Source organism: Bathymodiolus heckerae thiotrophic gill symbiont (assembly GCF_900128515.1).
Classification (GTDB): Bacteria; Pseudomonadota; Gammaproteobacteria; order PS1; family Pseudothioglobaceae; genus Thioglobus_A.
The window spans coordinates 1-19,402 of record NZ_FQTP01000029.1; the positions used below are offsets into that span (position 1 = coordinate 1).

At 34.7% G+C, this 19,402-nt stretch carries 18 protein-coding genes; 8 read left to right on the forward strand and 10 right to left on the reverse strand.

Annotation, left to right across the window (positions count from 1 at the left end; translation table 11 throughout):
* Nucleotides 1-151 precede the first annotated feature (151 nt).
* The gene (locus BTHERMOSOX_RS05085; RefSeq protein ID WP_138120044.1) at nt 152-1,219 is read right to left on the reverse strand and encodes a glycosyltransferase family 9 protein; all 1,068 of its coding nucleotides are present in this window, start codon (nt 1,217-1,219) and stop codon (nt 152-154) included.
* A gap of 2 nt (nt 1,220-1,221) precedes the next feature.
* Nucleotides 1,222-2,007 carry a glycosyltransferase family 2 protein gene (locus BTHERMOSOX_RS05090; RefSeq protein WP_138120045.1) on the reverse strand — a complete coding sequence of 262 codons (786 nt, stop codon included), beginning with the start codon at nt 2,005-2,007 and terminating at the stop codon, nt 1,222-1,224.
* Nucleotides 2,008-2,076: 69 nt separating this feature from the next.
* Here BTHERMOSOX_RS05090 and BTHERMOSOX_RS05095 point away from each other — a divergent pair, with 69 nt between their 5' ends.
* Together BTHERMOSOX_RS05095 and BTHERMOSOX_RS05100 are read left to right on the forward strand one after the other, a co-directional pair.
* Nucleotides 2,077-2,865 carry a glycosyltransferase family 2 protein gene (locus BTHERMOSOX_RS05095; protein ID WP_138120046.1) on the forward strand — a complete coding sequence of 263 codons (789 nt, stop codon included), beginning with the start codon at nt 2,077-2,079 and terminating at the stop codon, nt 2,863-2,865.
* The gene (locus tag BTHERMOSOX_RS05100; RefSeq protein ID WP_138120047.1) at nt 2,865-4,268 is read left to right on the forward strand and encodes a mannose-1-phosphate guanylyltransferase/mannose-6-phosphate isomerase; all 1,404 of its coding nucleotides are present in this window, start codon (nt 2,865-2,867) and stop codon (nt 4,266-4,268) included. The genes BTHERMOSOX_RS05095 and BTHERMOSOX_RS05100 overlap by 1 nt, the downstream gene beginning before the upstream one ends.
* 8 nt (nt 4,269-4,276) lie before the next feature.
* Here the strand turns inward: BTHERMOSOX_RS05100 and BTHERMOSOX_RS05105 are convergent, their stop codons facing one another.
* Genes BTHERMOSOX_RS05105 through BTHERMOSOX_RS05115 form a run of 3 tightly spaced genes read right to left on the reverse strand, consistent with a single transcriptional unit; the run spans nt 4,277 to nt 7,605 of the window.
* Nucleotides 4,277-5,323 carry a glycosyltransferase family 9 protein gene (locus BTHERMOSOX_RS05105; RefSeq protein WP_249360607.1) on the reverse strand — a complete coding sequence of 349 codons (1,047 nt, stop codon included), beginning with the start codon at nt 5,321-5,323 and terminating at the stop codon, nt 4,277-4,279.
* Nucleotides 5,310-6,395 (reverse strand): glycosyltransferase family 9 protein, encoded by a 1,086-nt coding sequence (locus BTHERMOSOX_RS05110; RefSeq protein WP_138120048.1) that lies wholly within the window; start codon nt 6,393-6,395, stop codon nt 5,310-5,312. Before BTHERMOSOX_RS05110 ends, BTHERMOSOX_RS05105 begins: the two co-directional genes overlap by 14 nt.
* Nucleotides 6,382-7,605 carry an O-antigen ligase family protein gene (locus tag BTHERMOSOX_RS05115; RefSeq protein WP_249360609.1) on the reverse strand — a complete coding sequence of 408 codons (1,224 nt, stop codon included), beginning with the start codon at nt 7,603-7,605 and terminating at the stop codon, nt 6,382-6,384. Before BTHERMOSOX_RS05115 ends, BTHERMOSOX_RS05110 begins: the two co-directional genes overlap by 14 nt.
* Nucleotides 7,606-7,679: 74 nt before the next feature.
* Here BTHERMOSOX_RS05115 and gmhB point away from each other — a divergent pair, with 74 nt between their 5' ends.
* Nucleotides 7,680-8,186 carry a D-glycero-beta-D-manno-heptose 1,7-bisphosphate 7-phosphatase gene (gene gmhB / locus BTHERMOSOX_RS05120; protein WP_346654943.1) on the forward strand — a complete coding sequence of 169 codons (507 nt, stop codon included), beginning with the start codon at nt 7,680-7,682 and terminating at the stop codon, nt 8,184-8,186.
* Here gmhB and waaC read toward each other — a convergent pair.
* The gene (gene waaC, locus BTHERMOSOX_RS05125) at nt 8,161-9,297 is read right to left on the reverse strand and encodes a lipopolysaccharide heptosyltransferase I (protein ID WP_346654942.1); all 1,137 of its coding nucleotides are present in this window, start codon (nt 9,295-9,297) and stop codon (nt 8,161-8,163) included. The genes gmhB and waaC overlap by 26 nt on opposite strands.
* Between waaC and BTHERMOSOX_RS05130 the strand changes: the two genes are divergently transcribed.
* Nucleotides 9,250-10,920: a glutamine--tRNA ligase/YqeY domain fusion protein gene (locus tag BTHERMOSOX_RS05130; RefSeq protein ID WP_138120050.1), complete on the forward strand. Its 1,671-nt coding sequence runs from the start codon at nt 9,250-9,252 to the stop codon at nt 10,918-10,920. The genes waaC and BTHERMOSOX_RS05130 overlap by 48 nt on opposite strands.
* Here BTHERMOSOX_RS05130 and surE read toward each other — a convergent pair.
* From surE to lptG, 4 genes are read right to left on the reverse strand one after another with little or no spacing between them, the layout of a single operon-like run.
* On the reverse strand, nt 10,917-11,660 hold the full coding sequence (gene surE, locus BTHERMOSOX_RS05135; RefSeq protein WP_138120051.1) for a 5'/3'-nucleotidase SurE: 744 nt from the start codon (nt 11,658-11,660) through the stop codon (nt 10,917-10,919). The genes BTHERMOSOX_RS05130 and surE overlap by 4 nt on opposite strands.
* A complete protein-coding gene (clpA, locus tag BTHERMOSOX_RS05140) occupies nt 11,657-13,882 on the reverse strand; it encodes an ATP-dependent Clp protease ATP-binding subunit ClpA (RefSeq protein WP_138120052.1) in 2,226 nt (741 codons plus the stop codon). Before clpA ends, surE begins: the two co-directional genes overlap by 4 nt.
* Nucleotides 13,883-13,899: 17 nt before the next feature.
* Nucleotides 13,900-14,199: an ATP-dependent Clp protease adapter ClpS gene (clpS, locus tag BTHERMOSOX_RS05145; RefSeq protein WP_138120053.1), complete on the reverse strand. Its 300-nt coding sequence runs from the start codon at nt 14,197-14,199 to the stop codon at nt 13,900-13,902.
* A gap of 1 nt (nt 14,200) precedes the next feature.
* A complete protein-coding gene (lptG, locus tag BTHERMOSOX_RS05150; RefSeq protein ID WP_138120054.1) occupies nt 14,201-15,283 on the reverse strand; it encodes an LPS export ABC transporter permease LptG in 1,083 nt (360 codons plus the stop codon).
* Nucleotides 15,284-15,327: 44 nt separating this feature from the next.
* Between lptG and guaA the strand changes: the two genes are divergently transcribed.
* From guaA to BTHERMOSOX_RS05170, 4 genes are all read left to right on the forward strand, one after another.
* The gene (guaA, locus tag BTHERMOSOX_RS05155) at nt 15,328-16,902 is read left to right on the forward strand and encodes a glutamine-hydrolyzing GMP synthase (RefSeq protein WP_138120055.1); all 1,575 of its coding nucleotides are present in this window, start codon (nt 15,328-15,330) and stop codon (nt 16,900-16,902) included.
* Nucleotides 16,893-17,390, forward strand: a complete 498-nt coding sequence (gene tadA, locus BTHERMOSOX_RS05160; protein WP_138120056.1) for a tRNA adenosine(34) deaminase TadA — start codon at nt 16,893-16,895, stop codon at nt 17,388-17,390. The genes guaA and tadA overlap by 10 nt, the downstream gene beginning before the upstream one ends.
* Before the next feature lie 288 nt (nt 17,391-17,678).
* Nucleotides 17,679-18,173 carry a YadA-like family protein gene (locus tag BTHERMOSOX_RS05165; protein WP_171004649.1) on the forward strand — a complete coding sequence of 165 codons (495 nt, stop codon included), beginning with the start codon at nt 17,679-17,681 and terminating at the stop codon, nt 18,171-18,173.
* Nucleotides 18,174-18,236: 63 nt separating this feature from the next.
* Nucleotides 18,237-19,217, forward strand: a complete 981-nt coding sequence (locus tag BTHERMOSOX_RS05170) for a Wzz/FepE/Etk N-terminal domain-containing protein (RefSeq protein WP_138120058.1) — start codon at nt 18,237-18,239, stop codon at nt 19,215-19,217.
* The last annotated feature ends 185 nt before the right edge of the window (nt 19,218-19,402 follow it).

Consider the following 19,402-nt stretch of genomic DNA (forward strand, 5'->3'; position numbering starts at 1 on the left):
AAAGAGTCGCTTAAGTTGTCATGACCCTTAAAATATATTGGCAGATAGTATTCAGGACTATATTCTAACTTTAATAAAAATTTCATATATTAAAGTCATATCACTAGTTCCAGACCTATAATGAACTGATGTATCATTCCAAATATATGTTTTAAGCTTTTGAGAGTGAATTTGAGTATTCTATAACTTTTTGCATATCATAACCATCTAAAGTATCTTTTTTAGGTGAAAAAACAGTTTTATTGATATCTGATGTTGGCGAAAATAGTTGGTAACTATCCTGATTATTTTCATGAATGGTTACAATTGGCTTATTGAAAGCCGAGGCAATGTGCACAATAGAAGTATCAGGAGTAATAATTAAGTCCAATTGGCTGATGAGTGCTGCAATATCTAGAATTGTGTTGGTTTTGTAACTTACAGCAATATAATCAAGCGACTGATTTTTTACTTTCTCACTAACACTTTTCAAATTGTTTGGCGTTGTTAGAATAATAATTTGGACATTATTATTTACCTTATGCAAACCTTGACAGATTTTCCATAATTCACAGAATTTAATTTTTTTACCTTTAACAGCACCCTCAAGATTAATACCTATTAAATATTTAGATGAGTACTGATTGATAAAATTTTGTGCTTTGTTTTTCTGATTATTTGTAACAAATAAATCATAATGATTAGATTTTGGCTTTATGTCAAGCGGCTTTAAAGTTGCTAACCAAATATCTCGAAAATGCGTATTACTCAGTTTATCTGTATAAAAATCATATAGAGATAACTCGCTACCATCTACCCCATATCTCCCATCTTTTTTGACAGAAATCACTTTTTTTGGCTTAATAATTTTTAACCGAAGTATGGCGTGTGGCACGACTGAATGATCAAATTCAACACAAACATCGAACTTTTGTTTTCTAAGTTTTAATAGTAATGATAAGTCACCGAGTAAATTATTTTTATGGTTGACAACAATTTTATCTACATAAGGATTGTTTATTAAAATACCTTGATTAACCACACTAGCTAAAACAGTAATATTAATATCGGGATAAGCAAGCTTTAATTCTCTAAAAACAGGGGTAGTTATAACCATATCACCAATTCGATCATAACGCAAAAACAATATTTTTTTTGCTTTATAGATATCAAAATAATTAGCCTTCTTGCTAGCAAGCTTTCTAAGAATAAAAGCTTTAATCTGTCTACCAACCGACATAACTATAAATACCTGCTAATACCATTAGCACACCACTTTACATTATTATCAATTACATTTTTCAAGATAGTGTTATTTTGTTGTAGTGATTCGCGTGTATTTTCATTATGCCAAAGGTGGTACTGTATAGCATTAAAGCGAAGATTTTTTCGATTAATGCCGCTATTTAACAAGCGCACAATAAATTCACTATCTTCCCTGCCCCACCCCTCAAAGTCATTATTAAAACCATTTATATTGATACAGTCTTGTTTAAAAAAAGCCATATTACAAGTTTTTATTCCGCGCAAGTAATTTTTTTTCTTTGAGAATAATCTAGATAAAAAATTTGAACAGATAGTATTTTTTCGATTTTGAATGCCTTGAGAAAAGAATGAAAAATTAATATTCATCTTCTCAAGCGTATTTTTAGTTGCGCCTTTAGTTAGTAATGCTCTAGTGCCTTGGACAAAGTAACCTTTCTCAGCATTACTGATATGATCTTTAATAAATTCTGGATGTAGAATCATGTCCCCATCAATCAAGATAATATAATTACCGCTCGATTTGGCTATGGCTTTATTTCTAGATTTGGCCGCTCTAAAGCCATTGTCTTTTTGCCACGAATGGATGATATTTAAATCAGAGGTTTTTTGAAAAGAAAGGATCGTATCTTTAGTATCATCATCACTTCCATCGTCAGCAATAATTACTCCATGCGGCGTTAATGTTTGTAACTCTACACTACGCAATACCAGTAATAATGCATCTGGTTTATTGTAAGTAGTAATAATTAAACTAATGCGCATTTTAATGTGCTAAATCCCAAGTAATTAGGTAACATTTAACCACATATCCTTGAATTAAAATACTTAGCTATGAAGATTTCGGCCTATATTATTGCCTACAATGAAGCAGAAAAAATACGTGACTGTATTAATAGTGTTTTATGGGCAGATGAAATTATCGTTGCTGATTCACATAGTACCGATGGCACCAGTGAAATTGCTGAAGAGTTGGGCGCAAAAGTTGTACACATTAAATTTGATGGCTATGGAAAATTACGCAACCAAGCAATATCACATTGTACGGGTGATTGGATTTTTAGCTTGGATTCTGATGAACGTTGCACAATTAAAGTTCGAGATGAAATATTGGCACTGATTGAGAATGCGCCACTTGACATATACAAAGTACCTAGAAAAAATTATTTTATGGGAAAATGGATAAAGCATTCTGGCTGGTATCCGAACTTTAGGCAGCCTCAACTCTTTAGAAATGGAAAAATGACTTATGATTTGAAGCCTGTTCATGAGGGGTATGTTAGTCACAGTAATAAAGAAATTGGCGTGATTAAAAACATTATTTGGCAGTTTCCCTTTAAAAATACTGAGGAGGTTATTCATAAAGCCAACCGATACTCAACCTTGGGCGTGGCTAAATTACAGGATAGAGGCAAGACTGGTGGCGTATTTAAAGCCTTTGTACATGGATTCTGGTCATTTGTAAAACACTACATCTTTAAACTTGGCTTTTTAGATGGTGGTGCTGGCTTTGTAATTGCCTTTGGTAATTTTGAAGGTACATTTTATCGATACATAAAACTGGCCGAAGTCCAAGCTAACTGGAAAGCGCCTAGTGTAAATCCGATCCTTAGAGATGGCTAATGATTGCTCCCATTATTTTATCTGGTGGCAGCGGCACAAGGTTATGGCCACTTTCTAGAAAACTCCATCCCAAGCAGTTTATTGATTTAGTTAATGATACTACACTATTTCAAGATACGATTTTAAGGCTGCCTGATAATGTCGCCAATCCACTTATTATTTGTAATGAAGATCATCGTTTTTTAGCAGCTGAACAACTACGTCAAATTGATAAAGAATCAAACGGTATTATTCTAGAGCCAATTGGCAAGAATACTGCACCAGCTATTGCATTGGCAGCATTAAAATTTATTAATAAAAACGAAGATCCATTGCTACTCGTACTATCAGCAGATCATCTTATTCAGGATACTAACGCCTTTCACCAATCTATTAAGATTGCTGAAGAACTTGCGCAGAACAATAAATTGGTCACTTTTGGCATTGTGCCTGATAAGGCGGAAACTGGTTATGGCTATATTAAAGCTGATATTGATAACCCAGCTGATTATTACAAGATTCAATCGTTTACTGAAAAGCCCAATGAAAAAGACGCGCAACTATACCTAGACTCTGGAAATTACTTTTGGAATAGTGGTATGTTTATGTTTAAAGCATCTATTTACCTTCAGGAGTTGGAAAAATTTGAACCTGAAATTCTTGCTAGTTGTAAAAAATCCTGCCGAACAGAATACAAAGACAAAGATTTTATACGCTTGAATAACGATGAATTCTACCAATGTCCTGAGCAATCTGTAGATTATGCAGTCATGGAGCATACTGAAGATGGTGTGGTTGTACCGTTAGATGCTAACTGGAGTGATATTGGCTCTTGGAATGCACTATGGGACGCTAAAGATAAAGATAGTAACGGCAATGTAAGTGAAGGTGATGTAATCCTAGATAAGGTTAAAAATACTTATATCTATAGCTCTAATCGCTTGATTTCAGCGATTGGCATTTCAGACTTAGTAATTGTTGATACACAAGATGCGTTACTTGTTACAGATAAAAAATACTCGCAGAATATTAAACATATCGTTAATCGATTAAAAAAAGACGCTCGACCTGAAGCTGATGATCATCGGAAAGTATTCAGACCCTGGGGGTATTATGACTCCATAGATTCTAATAATGGTTTTCAAGTAAAACGTATTTTAGTTAACCCAGGTGCGAAATTATCTTTACAAAAACATCAGCATCGTGCAGAACATTGGGTTGTGGTTAAGGGTGTTGCCACAATTACTCGTGGAGATGATGTATTTGTTTTGAAAGAAAATCAGTCCACCTATATCCCTAAAGATAAAATACACAGACTTGAAAACCAAGAAAAAATAGATTTAGAAATTATAGAAATTCAAACGGGTGATTATTTAGGTGAGGATGATATTATTCGACTTGAGGATGATTATCAACGGAATTAGAAGCTTCATTATATTTTTTCCAGTATTGATTTCACTGAAATATTATTAACATCACTCTTATCAAACAATGGAGATGCACTAATTGCATTAGTGAGTTGCATTTGTGGTGTTAACTTTGCAAATAACGGAACAATGGGTGTATCTACTGCATTGGCAGCATGCATTAAACCACTATCACAACAAAGTAAGATTTGTGCTTGTTTGATGATTTGTACAGTTTGATTAAAACTGAATTGACCTACGCAATTCAATATATTACTTTCAGAAAATTGATTTAATAAATTTTTGGCAATATCTTTGGCATTACCTGACCCAATAAAAATAATATTCGTTTGCTTGTCTTTAGCTAGAATTTGCTCAATGATTTTATCCCACTTTCCATAGGTTCGATAATCCCACTCACCTCCTAAAACAATAGCAACATATTTTTCAGGTAGGTTTATTTGATCGATAACTTTTTGGTCAGGCCTACCAATTGACATTGAGGGCTTAGCTGTTGCATTGATTTTACTTTCAGATTTGGTGTAACCTAATAAATTATTCATTTGATGAAAACTAAATAACACACGATTAACTTCTGGACCATTGTAATAACCAAACATCCCAACAAAGAGTGTATTGGGTACGATCTTGGATTTAATATTAATGCTTCTTGAGCTATAAGAATCAATAATTACCAAATCATATTTAGGGTTTTTAATATCTTCTATTTTGGTGTAAATATTATTAAATATATGGTCATCAGTATAAATATGAGCATTTCTTTGATCGGTAAATAAATCAATATTTCTACTCTTAAGCATTACCCTAGAAGATAGATCCATCAAACTATCACCTAAACTAGGGGCTGATATATTGACCCAAAGAATGTTTTTATACTCTGGAGATATTGTAAAAACCTCTAGATTTTTTTGACCTTTTAGAATAATAAATAAATAGTGCCTAATAAACTTAAGCCAGCGCTTAAAAACTGATGTTTGATTAAGGAAATTCTGAGTGTAATTTGGAATACTAAACTTAAATGGCAGTATGTATGTTTTGCTAAATTTTGGCATTTTGATACCAATCTTTTATTTCATTAAAAACTAACAAAGGATCTATATGATCTAGACACTCACTTTTCCCGTATTGATCATCACAACCAGCCTTTCCACACGCCACACAAGGCATATCAGCTTGAAAAATTGTAATATTATCATAGGTTTGAATGGGATTGTCTTTGCTAGCACATTGTTGAGATCGATTAGACCAAGGCGACCACATACTCAAATTGCTGGGGCCAAATATAGCAAAAATTCGTTTATTCTGGCTAGCGGCAATATGCATATTGAGCGTATCCATGCCGATATAAGCCGATGATAATTCGCTCAATGCAAAATATTCTTCTAAAGTCGTTTCACCAATCCAATTAAAAATATTATCTAAATTGGGAATGGTGTCTTTGATTTCTGCATCAATCTGACTATCCCCCCCAGTAATTAATATTGACACGCCCAAAGTATTTAATTTTGTTAACAATTCATTGAGCAAATGTTTAGGATAAATTTTGTAATTATATTGAGCTGAGGGATGAAAAATCAAAAAGGCTTTTATGCCGCTCTTATTCAACTTATTGCCAACATTATCCGAGACTAAATCTGAAGTATTAGGTGATTGTTGAATATTGTTATGCTCAATTTTTAATATGTTTAATGACTCTAAATTATTTAACAAAATATGTCGAGTCGAGTCAAAATAATAATAATGGGCTAGTAGTGATTTTTTCCACCAAGATTTATTATTGTCTTTTTCAATGGCACTGATTGAATTTTTGCTTGCAAATAGCGCGTAAAGTACACTGCGATCACTTGCAGTAAGATTAATACTTAGATCATACTTTCTAAACACAGTAGTGACAATATCTTTTTCTTGCTTCCAGCGGTTTTCACGCTTCTTTTTATATGAAAACGTATGAATGGAATTAATATTTGGCAATAGTCTAGCAACCGATACCGTATCGTCATTAACAAGAAGATCAATCTGAGGTGATTTATAATGTTTATACAGAGCTTTAATAAGCGGCAAGCTGAATAACACATCTCCATTAGAACGCTGAATGATGATTAATATATTTTTAAGATTTTTCAAAATCTTTGTATAAGAAAGAACTGAAGAAAACAAATAAGAATGTCATATAGTGCCCCAATAAATAAGAATCACTCCACATAATAACCAAAAACAGCATTGGAAGCACTAACCCCACATCTCTTAAAAATTTACTTTTATTAGATAATGCAAGCCTAATCTGCGTATAAAACAAATAAAACATTGATACTAAACCCAGTAAGCCCAATTGCACTAATATCAATGTGTACATATTGTGTGGGTTATTAGTATTCGGCAGTTTGGGCGTTTTACTCATATTAATCTTTCTATATTCGTCAGGGAAATCTCCAGTACCAACACCAATAATTGGATTTTCTTTAATCACTTCCCATGAATTGAGTGCAAAAGTAATTCTTAAACCAGAGGATGATTCTTTGTCAGAATAATTAACAATATTTTTTATTGCCAGATCAACCCTTTCATGGAAAATATTACTCATCTGATAAGCGCTAAAAAATATTCCAGGAATTAATATCAAAACTGCAACTAAAGCTTTCTTTTTTTGCGCATCAAAATATTGAAAAATCAAAATACTTAGCATTGCAAAATACATGACTTGCCCCGCCCTTCCACCTGTAATAAACATATTAAAGGTCATTGTTATTACAAAAAAACCATAGGTATATGTCTTCACTTTACTAAGGGCTTTATTAAAAATAACTTCATGGCTGACTAAATATATAGAAAATGCCAATATAGGGTTATAAGAAATGTGGCTCATAAAAGGTGTTGGATTTATAACAGTGGCGCTCTTAAAAGCTGGGACAACCTCAAACCATACCAAGTAAGATAAAACCTCTGTTATGGTTATGGCTAACAAAAATGCAGAAATATAGTACTTAATATTTTCTTTTTTAGTAATTGTCAATAAAATAGGAAGAAAAATGAAAAAATCTTGCATTTTTCTAACAATATGCAATCCCCAAGTCATATCACTCGTCCACAACAAGCCAAGTACATGTACTGCAAAAAATACCAATGAAGCAACTGCTAATTTATTACCTTTTATCTGATTAAACTTTCTACTATAGTTGCCTGATAATAACCAAATAACCACAATCAGTCCCATAAGAATATTGCCACCAGCAACGGTTAATGGTAATATAAATGCTAATAAAATTAATAAATACTGATAAATTTTATCTATATTAGAATCATACAAAATATTAACTTTTAAAGCATTTTCTTGCATATACTTTACCGAATTTTCAATTAAACAAATTATACACTCAGGGGCATTTCATCAAAAAAATAAACAAACAAATAATATTTCTAGATCGTGATGGTGTAATCAACAAAGAGATTGGCTATTTATACAAAGTAGAGGATTTTGAATTTATCGATGGTGTATTTGATGCTTGCTTGGACTTTCAGTCGTCTGGTTATAAAATAATCGTTGTTACTAATCAGTCTGGCATTGAACGTGGCTACTATAGCGTGGAAGATTTTCAACTAGTTACTCAATGGATGTTGGAGCAATTCAAAGCCCAAGGCATTCAAATATTAGATGTATTTTTCTGCCCTCACGCTCCAGATTCTAACTGCAGCTGCAGAAAGCCAAAACCCGGTATGTTCAACCAAGCTAACGATAAACATAATATTGATATGGCCAATTCTTGGATGATAGGCGATAAAGAGGCTGACATTCAAGCTGCAAATGCAGCAGGAATCTCAAATACAGTTCTAGTCAAAAGCGGGCATAGTATTGATGAAAAGAACACTAAAGCACAATTTGTGTTTGATTCAATTAAACAAGTTTCAAAAGTTCTTTAGCTTTTAAAGCTATTTTATCTACTCCAATATCTTTAATTGATAAATCATTCTTATCAATCTTATAAGGGTTTACCTGTGAATTTGACTCAATAACCTGATTAACATCTGTCATATAAGTATTGCGATATCCAGGGGTTGATCCAAACAAAGTAATTGACGGGATATTGAGCGCCCAAGCCATGTGTGTTGGGCCGGTGTCTCCACCAATCACTAGATCCATTTTTGCAATCACTGGCTTCAGCTCATCCAGAGTTAATTGCTCAGATATACTGACATTGTTCGAGCCAAATTTTATTTGATCTGCCATCAGTTTTTCTTCTTCATTACCCCATAAAACAATAATATTTGCATCTAGTTCGTTGGCTAGTTGAATATATTTATCTACTGGGTAAATTTTAGATTTGAATGAAGCGCCTGGAATAAAAGCAATGTTTGGTTTATGGTTTTTAGCAAATACAGTTATATTTTTACAATTTGAATGTAGAAATGACTTTTTATCCAGAATTTCAGCATGTGAAATATTAAAACCCAAAGCACTTGAAATAACAAATGCATTGCGCTTAATTATATTTTCAGAATAATCAATATGACAAGTATCTGTATAAAAATTAGCAGAAAAAGCCTCTCTTAATGAAGTCTTGTCAAAGCCAAACTGTTTATTTGCTGGAATTAAGTGTGCAACAATAGCTGATTTAATTAAGCCCTGTGTATCAATAACAACATCATATTTTGGTAGTTTTTTAAGTTTACGAAGCTCTTTAAAAAGCAACTTTAATGACTTGTTTTTTTTAGCTTCCTTGATATTGACTGTATGAATGCTATTAATATCTGGATTATTAATGAGAATATCTTTAAAGCCCTCTTCAACAATCCAATCAATGGTTGAATTTGGAAAATTTTTCTTAATGAACTGCAAGGCAACCATGGCATGAATAATATCACCAAGCGCTGAGAGTTTTACAATTGCAATTTTCATAAAGTGGATTTTACTACGTGTGCTGCTCAATATATTAGTATGAGTGTTTAATGATATAATTTGCGCATTATTTTTAACACCTAGATTATGAGCGACAATACGCCAACTGACAAGCCTATCAACTTCATTCGCCATCAAATTAATGATGACCTAGATTCTGGCTTGCATACATCTATCCAAACGCGTTTTCCGCCTGAGCCAAATGGCTATTTACACATTGGCCATGCTAAATCAATTTGCTTAAATTTTGGCCTGGCACAAGACTACAGCGGCAAGTGTAATTTGCGCTTTGATGATACCAATCCTGCCAAAGAAGATGTCGAATTTGTTGATTCTATTAAAGCTGATGTAAAGTGGCTGGGTTTTGGGTGGGATGGTGAAATTCAATACAGTTCCAACTATTTTCCAAAATTTTATGAATATGCACGCGAGTTAATCAACAAAGGCTTGGCTTATGTGTGTTTTTTAACGTCCGATGAAACTCGTGAATACCGTGGCACACTTAAAGAGCCTGGCAAGGTTAGCCCATATCGTGACACTTCTATTGAAGAAAATTTAGAGCTGCTTGCTAAAATGAAAGAAGGCAAATACTCCGAAGGTGAATGCGTACTACGTGCCAAGATTGATATGGCCAGTTCTTTCATGTGCATGCGTGACCCAGCACTCTATCGCATTCGTTTTGATAAGCACCACCAAACCGGCAACGAATGGCGAATCTATCCGATGTATGATTTTGCCCATTGCATTAGTGATGCGATTGAAGGCATTACTCATTCTTTGTGCACACTCGAATTCCAAAATAATCGCCACCTTTATGATTGGATGCTTGAACATTTAGATGACTTTAACAAGCTTGATCGCCCACACCAGTATGAGTTTTCACGCCTAAATCTTGAATATACGGTAATGTCTAAGCGCAAGCTACAACAACTGGTTGAAAATGGCTTAGTAGAGGGTTGGAATGATCCTCGCATGCCAACTATTTCAGGATTAAGGCGTCGTGGATATACTGCAGCTTCGATTCGTGATTTTTCTGATCGTATTGGTATTTCTAAAGTTGATAGTATGACAGATATGAAAATTCTGGAAGATGCTGTTCGTGATGATTTAAACGTTGTGGCTCCACGTACAATGGGTGTGATCGACCCAATTCGAGTCGTTATTGAAAACTACCCTGAAAACCAAGTTGAAACCTTACAAGCTCCTATTCATCCTCAAAATGAAAACATGGGCAAACGTGAAATATTTTTCTCACGAGAGCTGTTTATTGACAGGGCAGATTTTCAGGAAATTTCGCCAAACAAAAAATTTAAACGCTTAGCGATTGGCAAAGAAGTACGCCTGCGTAATGCTTACACAATTAATGCCACAACCTTTGATACTGACTTTGACGGCAACATAACCACCGTATATGCCACTTATGATGCAGACACCTTGGGTAAAAACCCAGCAGACGGTCGTAAGGTTAAAGGTGTGATTCACTTTGTTGAAGCTACTAAAGCACTAAGGGCCGAGTTTAGAATGTATGACCGTTTATTTACTTTAGAGAACCCTGGAAAAAATGATAATTTTGAGGCGTTAATTAATTCTAAATCGTTAATAGTGACTTACGGCATGGTAGAGCCAACGATGACTAATGCAAAGCCTGAATTGGCTTATCAGTTTGAAAGGGAAGGGTATTTCTGTAGAGATAACAAAGATGTTAACGAAATTATTTTTAACAAAACAGTAAGTCTACGAGATACCTGGAATGGCTAACCTAAGTCTTTTAACCAGTCTGAAACGGTGTCGATTTCATTGTATTTAGTTAAGTCAATTTGCAATGGAGTAACTGACACGTAATTGTTAGCGATGGCGTGGAAATCAGTACCTACGCCATTATCAGCCTCTTTGCCATTTTCTCCAATCCAATAACTAGAGGAGTCTTTTTCATCAGGAATGCTTGCTTCAGACATATGGCGCTTACCTAGGCGTGTTGTTTGGAAGCCTTGGATTTCATTATGCGCAATATCTGGCACATTAATGTTAAGCACAGTATCTTGTGAGAGTTGAGAGGTGTGGAGTTGATTAATTATTTGTTGTGCAACTTTTCCGGCTGTTTCAAAATTTTCACCCTCCCAGCTAGCTAGAGAAATAGCCACCGAAGGCAAACCTAAAAAGCGCCCCTCTATGGCGCCAGCTACTGTGCCAGAATAAATAACATCATCACCTAAATTCGGACCAAAATTAATACCAGTCACTACCAAATCAAACTCTTCTTTTAAAAAACCACATAGTGCTAAATGCACACAATCACTGGGTGTGGCATCAATACTATAGATGTTTTTATCAATTTTTACAGGCTTTAAAGCTTGATTAAGTGTCAATGAACTACTAGAAGCAGACTTATTTTCATTAGGTGCAACAACCACAACTTGATGATCTTTTGCCAAATACTTGGTTAATACTTGTATGCCTTCTGCTTGATATCCATCATCATTACTAATGAGAATTTTCATGATGAAATATTAAGAGTAATTTTGTCCTTTTTAACGCCAACTTTAACTGTACCACCATTAATCAGTTTTCCAAATAAAAGTTCATCTGCTAGCGGCTTTCGAATTTCTTTTGCAATCAATCGTGACATTGGACGCGCGCCCATTTGTGCGTCGTAGCCATTAATGGCAAACCATTTTCTGGCAGCATCAGACATGATTAATGAGACTTTTTTATCTTCTAGTGTAGACTCAAGCTCGAATAAAAACTTATTTACTACGTAAACTATCGTGTCTTTATTTAGTGAGTTGAAATAAATTACCTCTGATAGTCTATTTCTAAATTCAGGGGTAAAGGTCTTTTTAAGCTCACCTTCATAATCTAGCGAATGATCTTGATCATTAAAACCAATAGATGCGCGTTGAACATTTTGTGCGCCAACATTAGAAGTCATCACTAAAATTACATTTCTGAAATCGATTTCACGTCCGTTAGCATCCGTCATCTTACCGTTATCCATTACTTGCAATAAAATATTGAACAAATCTGGGTGGGCTTTTTCAACCTCATCCAACAGCAATACGGCATACGGATTACTATTTACTGCTTCCGTTAACAAGCCACCTTCATCATAACCCACATACCCTGGAGGCGATCCAATCAGCTTAGAAATTGAATGACGCTCCATGTATTCGCTCATATCAAAGCGTAATAGCTTTACGCCCATAATGCGTGCAAGTTGTTTGCAGATTTCAGTCTTGCCAACACCTGTTGGGCCAGCAAACAAAAATGCGCCCATAGTCTTATCATCTTGAGAGAGACCTGACCTTGCTAACTTAATAGCAGTGGATAAACTTTCCACTGCATTATCTTGACCAAATACACCCAGCTTTAATTCATCATCTAGATTTTTAAGTAACGATTTATCATCATTGGTCACTTGACGAGATGGAATGCGTGCAAGTTTGGCAACAATATTCTCAATATCACTAACGTTAATATTAATTTTACGTTTTGATTTTGGTTGAATTTGCTGCAAAGCACCAACCTCATCAATCACATCAATGGCTTTATCTGGCAGACGCCGATCATTCATATAACGGTGTGACAATTCAACAGCTGATTCTAATGCAGCAGCTGAATACTTCACCTTGTGATGATCTTGGTAATATTTCTTAAGCCCTTGTAGAATTTTGACGGTATCGGTTATTGAAGGCTCTTCAATATCAATTTTTTGGAATCGACGTGTTAATGCATGATCTTTTTCAAACACTTTTCTAAATTCTTCAACCGTAGTAGAGCCCATACAGCGCAATGAGCCATCGGCCAAAGCTGGCTTAAGCAGGTTAGAGGCATCGAGTGAGCCACCTGAAACACTGCCAGCGCCAATCATAGTGTGAATTTCATCAATAAATAAAATTCCGTGTGGGATTTTTGCCAAATCTGTAAGCACAGACTTTAGGCGTTTTTCAAAATCACCTCGATATTTAGTGCCCGCAATGAGAACGCCAATATCAAGTGAATAAATACTTGCCTCTTTCAAAACATCCGGTACTTTGCCATCAACTATTTTCTTAGCAATGCCTTCTGCAATAGCGGTTTTACCAACACCAGCTTGACCGACAAATAGTGGATTGTTTTTACGACGACGAGACAGAACTTGAACCGTACGCAGCACTTCCTCCTCTCTACCAAGTAAAGGATCAATCTTGCCAGCCTTGGCTTTATCACACAAATTTATTGTATATTTTTCTAGTGTTGTTTGCTTAGGTTTTTTAATATCAGCACTGGCTGTGCTGTTACCATCTTCGATTTCTTCAGGCTCTTGATTGGCAATACCCTCCATAACCTCTAGGCGTGAAATATTATTTAGCTTCAATAGATATACGGCATGCGATTCCTTCTCAGACAGAATACTAACCAAAACATTCATTGCGTAAACGATATTTTTCTGTGCTGATTGCGCCTGATAAACACTGCGCTGTAAAACCCTTTGAAAACCAACAGTTGGCACAATATCGAGCTCTGAGTCTTGTGCAATAAGTGGCGTATGAGAGCTGATATACTCTTCCAACTCTTCACGAATCTCGTCAAGATTAACGCGCTTGTTACGTAAAAAAGTAACTACTTCATCAATGTTAAGTAGTGCTAGTAGCAGATGTTCAACCGTGACAAACTCCAGGCGATTATTGCGTGCCTGAGTCATGATAAAGTTAATCTCTTGTTGTAATCCTGATTCAATCATAGTTTTTTTATTATAAGTTAATCGCTTAATTCTCGTAAAACACACATCAGTGGTTGTTCGTTATTTCTTGCAAAGTCAGTCACCTGGGTTACTTTTGTTTGGGCAATGTCGTGTGAAAAAGTACCACACACCCCCTCTCCATCTATATGAATTTTAATCATAATGGCATTGGCTGATTCTTCAGTTTTTGAGAAAAATCGCATCAAAACACTCACAACAAACTCCATGGTTGTATAGTCATCATTCAATAACAACACCTGAAATCTTTTAGGTTTTTTTATTTTCGATTTAACGGTTTGTATTTTTAACTCTTGCATATTATTGAATTGATTTTCTTTTAAGAAGTATTATTGCAAAAACCAAAACTACTAAGGTTGGTATTGATGCTATCAAAAAATGGTTGTAATCAAGTCTAAGAGATAATGCCCCGCCAATTCTTGAGAATAATTCAAAAAACAAACTAATCACAACGCCTAAAAATATCTTCTTACCTAGAGAGGCATCTCTCAAAGATTCGAAAACAAAAGGAATGGATAAAATAATCATGGCAATTAGTGTAATGGGCTTCATCAATCTAGAATAAAACTCCACTTCATATTTTCCCAAAGCCAATCCATTCACTGATAAATAATCCACTTGTTTAAACAGTTGCCAAGTAGACAACTCTTTAGGTTCTCTTTTTAACGATTGCAATAATTGTCGATCAAATGCCACCTTGGAAAATAACTGAGGTAATGTCCGTTTATCAATATTTGTAAATTTATCATCTTGATTAATTAAATATTGTTTTGATTGATGCATGCTTATTGTTTTACCGTCAAAATCAGCTTTTTGGCTATGGGATATAGAATGCAATTCTCTTGCAGATTTTAATTTAATCAAGGTTATATCCTTGAATTGACTACCGTCTACATTTCGCCCAACATGGATGATATTTTGTTTATCTTTAATCCAAAACCCTTCTTGATTAACTGAAACAACTTTTTGACCTAACGCTTCAGCTCGATATTTTTTGGCATAATCTAGAGCAACTGGCGCTGCAAATTCACCGATAATAATCATAATCAATGCAAATACTAGACTAATTTTTAAAGAAGACTTAGTGATATCAATAACTGATATACCCATACTGTGCATAATAACCAGCTCACTATTAGAAGCCAAATAACCCAAACTTAGGATTACACCCAATAAGATAATGAGAGAAAATAACAAATATGCAATAGATGGCAGCGTAAGCCCTATATAAACTAAGGCATCTATCAGAGTGTAACTAGCGCGACCAATATCATCAACCTCTTCTAAAAATTTAAAGAACGCAAAAATACCTACCAATATCACCATCACGGATAAAGAATACTTAAACAATGTTTTAGCAATGTAACGGTCTAAAATTTTCATTAAAATATAGTCTATAAAATCGATTTATTCAATACAGCACTATTATGACAAATATTCACAGCAATAAAATCCTTATTCTTGATTTTGGCTCTCAATACACCCAGCTTATCGCGCGTCGCGTACGCGAGATTGGCGTTTACTGTGAATTGCTTCCTTATGATGTAGATATATCCTTTATCAAAAAATTCAACCCTAAAGGTATTATTCTTTCAGGCGGTCCTGATACAGTAACAACAAATGATTCAGCCAGAGCACCGCAAATTGTATTTGATTTAGAGGTGCCTATATTGGGTATTTGCTATGGCATGCAAACCATGGCTACGCAACTTGGCGGCAAGGCTATCTCTGCTGAAAAACATGAATATGGCTTCGCTCAAATTCGCGCTCGCAACCATTCGCCACTACTAAGCGACATCACTGATGATGTAAATAGCGATGGTCATAGCCTACTTGATGTGTGGATGAGTCATGGCATTGAAGTAACTGAACTGCCTGAAGGTTTTGGGCGTATCGCTAATACCGATAATTGCGCCATTGCTGGCTTTGCCAATACAGAAAAAAACTACTACGGTCTACAATTTCACCCTGAAGTAACTCACACTACGCAAGGCTCAAGAATTTTAGAGCGCTTTGTACATACAATCTGTCATTGTGAAAAGCAGTGGACTACTGAAAATATTATTACTGATCTTATTCAAAGTTTAAAAGATCAAATTGGTGATAAAAATGTTTTATTAGGATTATCGGGTGGCGTCGACTCTTCAGTAGTAGCTGTTCTTTTGCATCAAGCCATCGGTGATCAGCTTACGTGCGTATTTGTTGATAACGGCCTATTGCGCCTAAATGAAGGCGACGAGGTAATGAAGACCTTTGCAGACAATATGGGCGTTAAGGTTATTCGTGCCAATGCTCAAAATAAATTTTACGATGGTCTTGCTAATGAAGTTGATCCTGAGAAAAAACGCAAAATTATTGGTGGCGCTTTTATTGAAGTATTTGAAGAGGAAGCCAAACATCTTGATAACATTAAATTCTTAGCCCAAGGAACCATTTATCCAGATGTCATTGAATCTGCAGGTGCTACTTCTGGCAAAGCCAAGGTGATTAAATCACATCATAATGTTGGTGGTCTTCCTGATGACCTACAGTTTGAATTAGTAGAGCCTCTCAGAGAGTTATTTAAAGATGAAGTACGCACTATCGGTATCAAACTCGGTATTCCAGCGCACATGTTGTATCGTCACCCATTCCCAGGCCCAGGACTAGGTGTGCGCATTCTTGGCCAAGTGAAAAAGGAATATGCCAATATTCTAAGAGAAGCAGACGCAATTTTCATGAATGAGCTTTATAAGCACGATTTATACGATAAAGTTAATCAAGCCTTTGCGGTATTTTTGCCGATTAAATCTGTTGGTGTAACTGGTGATGAGCGTCGATATGACTACGTCATTGCACTTCGGGCTGTTGAAACCATTGACTTTATGACCGCTCGTTGGGCGCACCTACCATATGATTTTTTAGACATTGTTTCTAATCGAATCATGAATGAGATAACTCGTGTCTCACGTGTAGTCTATGATATATCGGGAAAACCACCAGCAACCATTGAATGGGAATAGCCAAAGGTGCAGGCAAGGCCTGCACCACTTCAGATGAAAAATGGATGAATCTTGCAATTCAGCAAGCAAAGCTTGCTGAAAAAACAGGTGAAGTGCCAGTAGGTGCGATTTTGACACAAGATAATCGACTCATTGCTAGTGCACATAATAAATCCATTATCAATAATGACCCAACTGCTCATGCTGAAATTCAACTGCTGCGTAATGCTGGTCAGGTTTTGAACAACTACCGATTTCCAAACACTACTCTTTACGTAACACTAGAGCCTTGTACCATGTGCTTAGGTGCTATGGTTCATGCGCGTATTTCACGTGTAGTATTTGGAGCGTATGATCAAAAAACTGGTGCTTGTGGCTCTTGCCAAGATTTAACCACTAGCGAATGTTTTAATCATTCAATTGAAACAAAAGGTGGTATTTTAGCTGATGAATCAAAAAATTTATTGCAAAATTTCTTTAAAAAAAGAAGGAAAAATAAGAATAAATAATTTTCATATCAAAATAATTGTGCTACAAATATAGTAATCTCAAAAAATATAAAGTGGTTTTATTCTGGCTATACTAGAACTTTTTTCACGTGGAGAGTTGTTATGAAATTAGTCGCTTTAATGGTGCTTGTTACATTTGCCCCATTATTGACAGCGAACACCTCAGGATTGAACAACACTTTTATGGGTTAAACAAAATACCGCCATTGGTAGCTACGCACTCAGAAGTAACACCACCGGATCTAACAACACTGCGTTAGGTAATCAAAGTATGAAGGCTAATTACCGGTGGATTTAATACTGCTGTTGGTGACGATACAAAACTGGCTAATACTACCATTAAAAGGCTCGCTCACTATTCAAACTCCAACGAGCGATAATCATGCTGCCACAAAATCCTATGTTGACACCACAACCAATGCAAATACATTAAGTGTAAATACCAGTATCACTTCCAACACGAACTCTATTAATCTACACACAACTAATATTTTAGGAAATTTAAATAGAATTCAAAACAATGCCAACTCGATAAACACTAATACAACCAGCATAAGTCTTAATAAAAATGGCATTTCTCAAGCAATTACCATGAGCGAACTAACCACTACGCAAAATGGAAAATCACACATAAGTGTTGCTTCTGGAAATTTTAACGGGCAGTCAGCCATTACAATTAGAATCTCATATCACGATGATGAAAATGATATTATTTACCAATTTAAAGGTTCGTCATCTGGCAACACTTCTAGCTCTGTATTTTCAGCAGGATTTAGTTTTTAATTAAATTAGACGTAATCAATAAATTAGCTAAAATAGCTCAAACCTAATTACAAAATATTAAATATGCAGCAAAACACACCTGAACAAAATTACTACCAAGAAGATGAAATTGATTTAAAAGAATTATTTAAAACTTTATGGGATAAGAAAAATTTTATCATTAGCGTCACTGCTGTTATTACAATTTTAGCGGGCGTTCACGCCTTTAATAAAACACCAATTTATGAGGCCACTGCGCTGGTTGAAATTGGCAATTATAAATTATACAACCATAGCAACAACAGCAACAACAAAGTATTGCTAGATTCAGCTAATGAATTGGTTAAAAAGCTAAACATTTTATATATTGATATGTTGAAAAATATTAAAGATAGAGAAGGCTCTATCACTTCGATTACTACTGTTAAAAGAATTAATACTTTTATTGAGATTAAAGCCGAAGCCATTTCAAATGAAATTGCTTCACAAGAAATTTTTAAAGCGATCTCTTACATTAAAGAAAAGCATCAAAAAATTCTTAACGATGTCAAAAATAGACGCGAACTCGAAATAAAAAATATTAATACAGAAATTTACTTTATTAAAAATAAAGAAATCAAGCTGCTTTCAGAACAAATTAATACTCAACAAGAAAATTTAGATGATTACAAATTGCAACTAAATACAATTGCGAAAAATATTAAAGATATTGAAAATACAAATCCTGCATTAACCGCCTTAAAGCTTATGGAGAAAAGAGATTTTTCATCATTTATTCTTGAACTAAATCTTCAACTAATGGATATGCGTAGTGAAAAAGATGAATTAGAGACAACCGCTATCAATCAATTACTTGAAAATAAACAATTGATTGAATTGTTGATGTTGCCACACAATTACAAAAATTCTGAAGTAATTGGACGAATACTTACAAACGATTATCCAGTCAAACCCAAGAAAAGGTTAATTGTTACCATAGCATTTATTGCAGGATTTATCCTTTCAATTTTTTTGGTATTTATTATGAATGCATTTAGAAAAGAAGATGACAAGACAAATGCTTAAAATTTAGGAAATTCTTTAAATTACATTTTTCTAGTATTTTTAATGGGTCATGACAACTCAAGCATATTTAAAATCATGTTAAAGTACCGTTATGAAAGTAAAAAAACAAGTATGTAAATCGTTCCCGTATTTCAGAGAAGAAATTTAGAGAAATAATTAAGTATTTTTCTCTTGATTTGAACTCA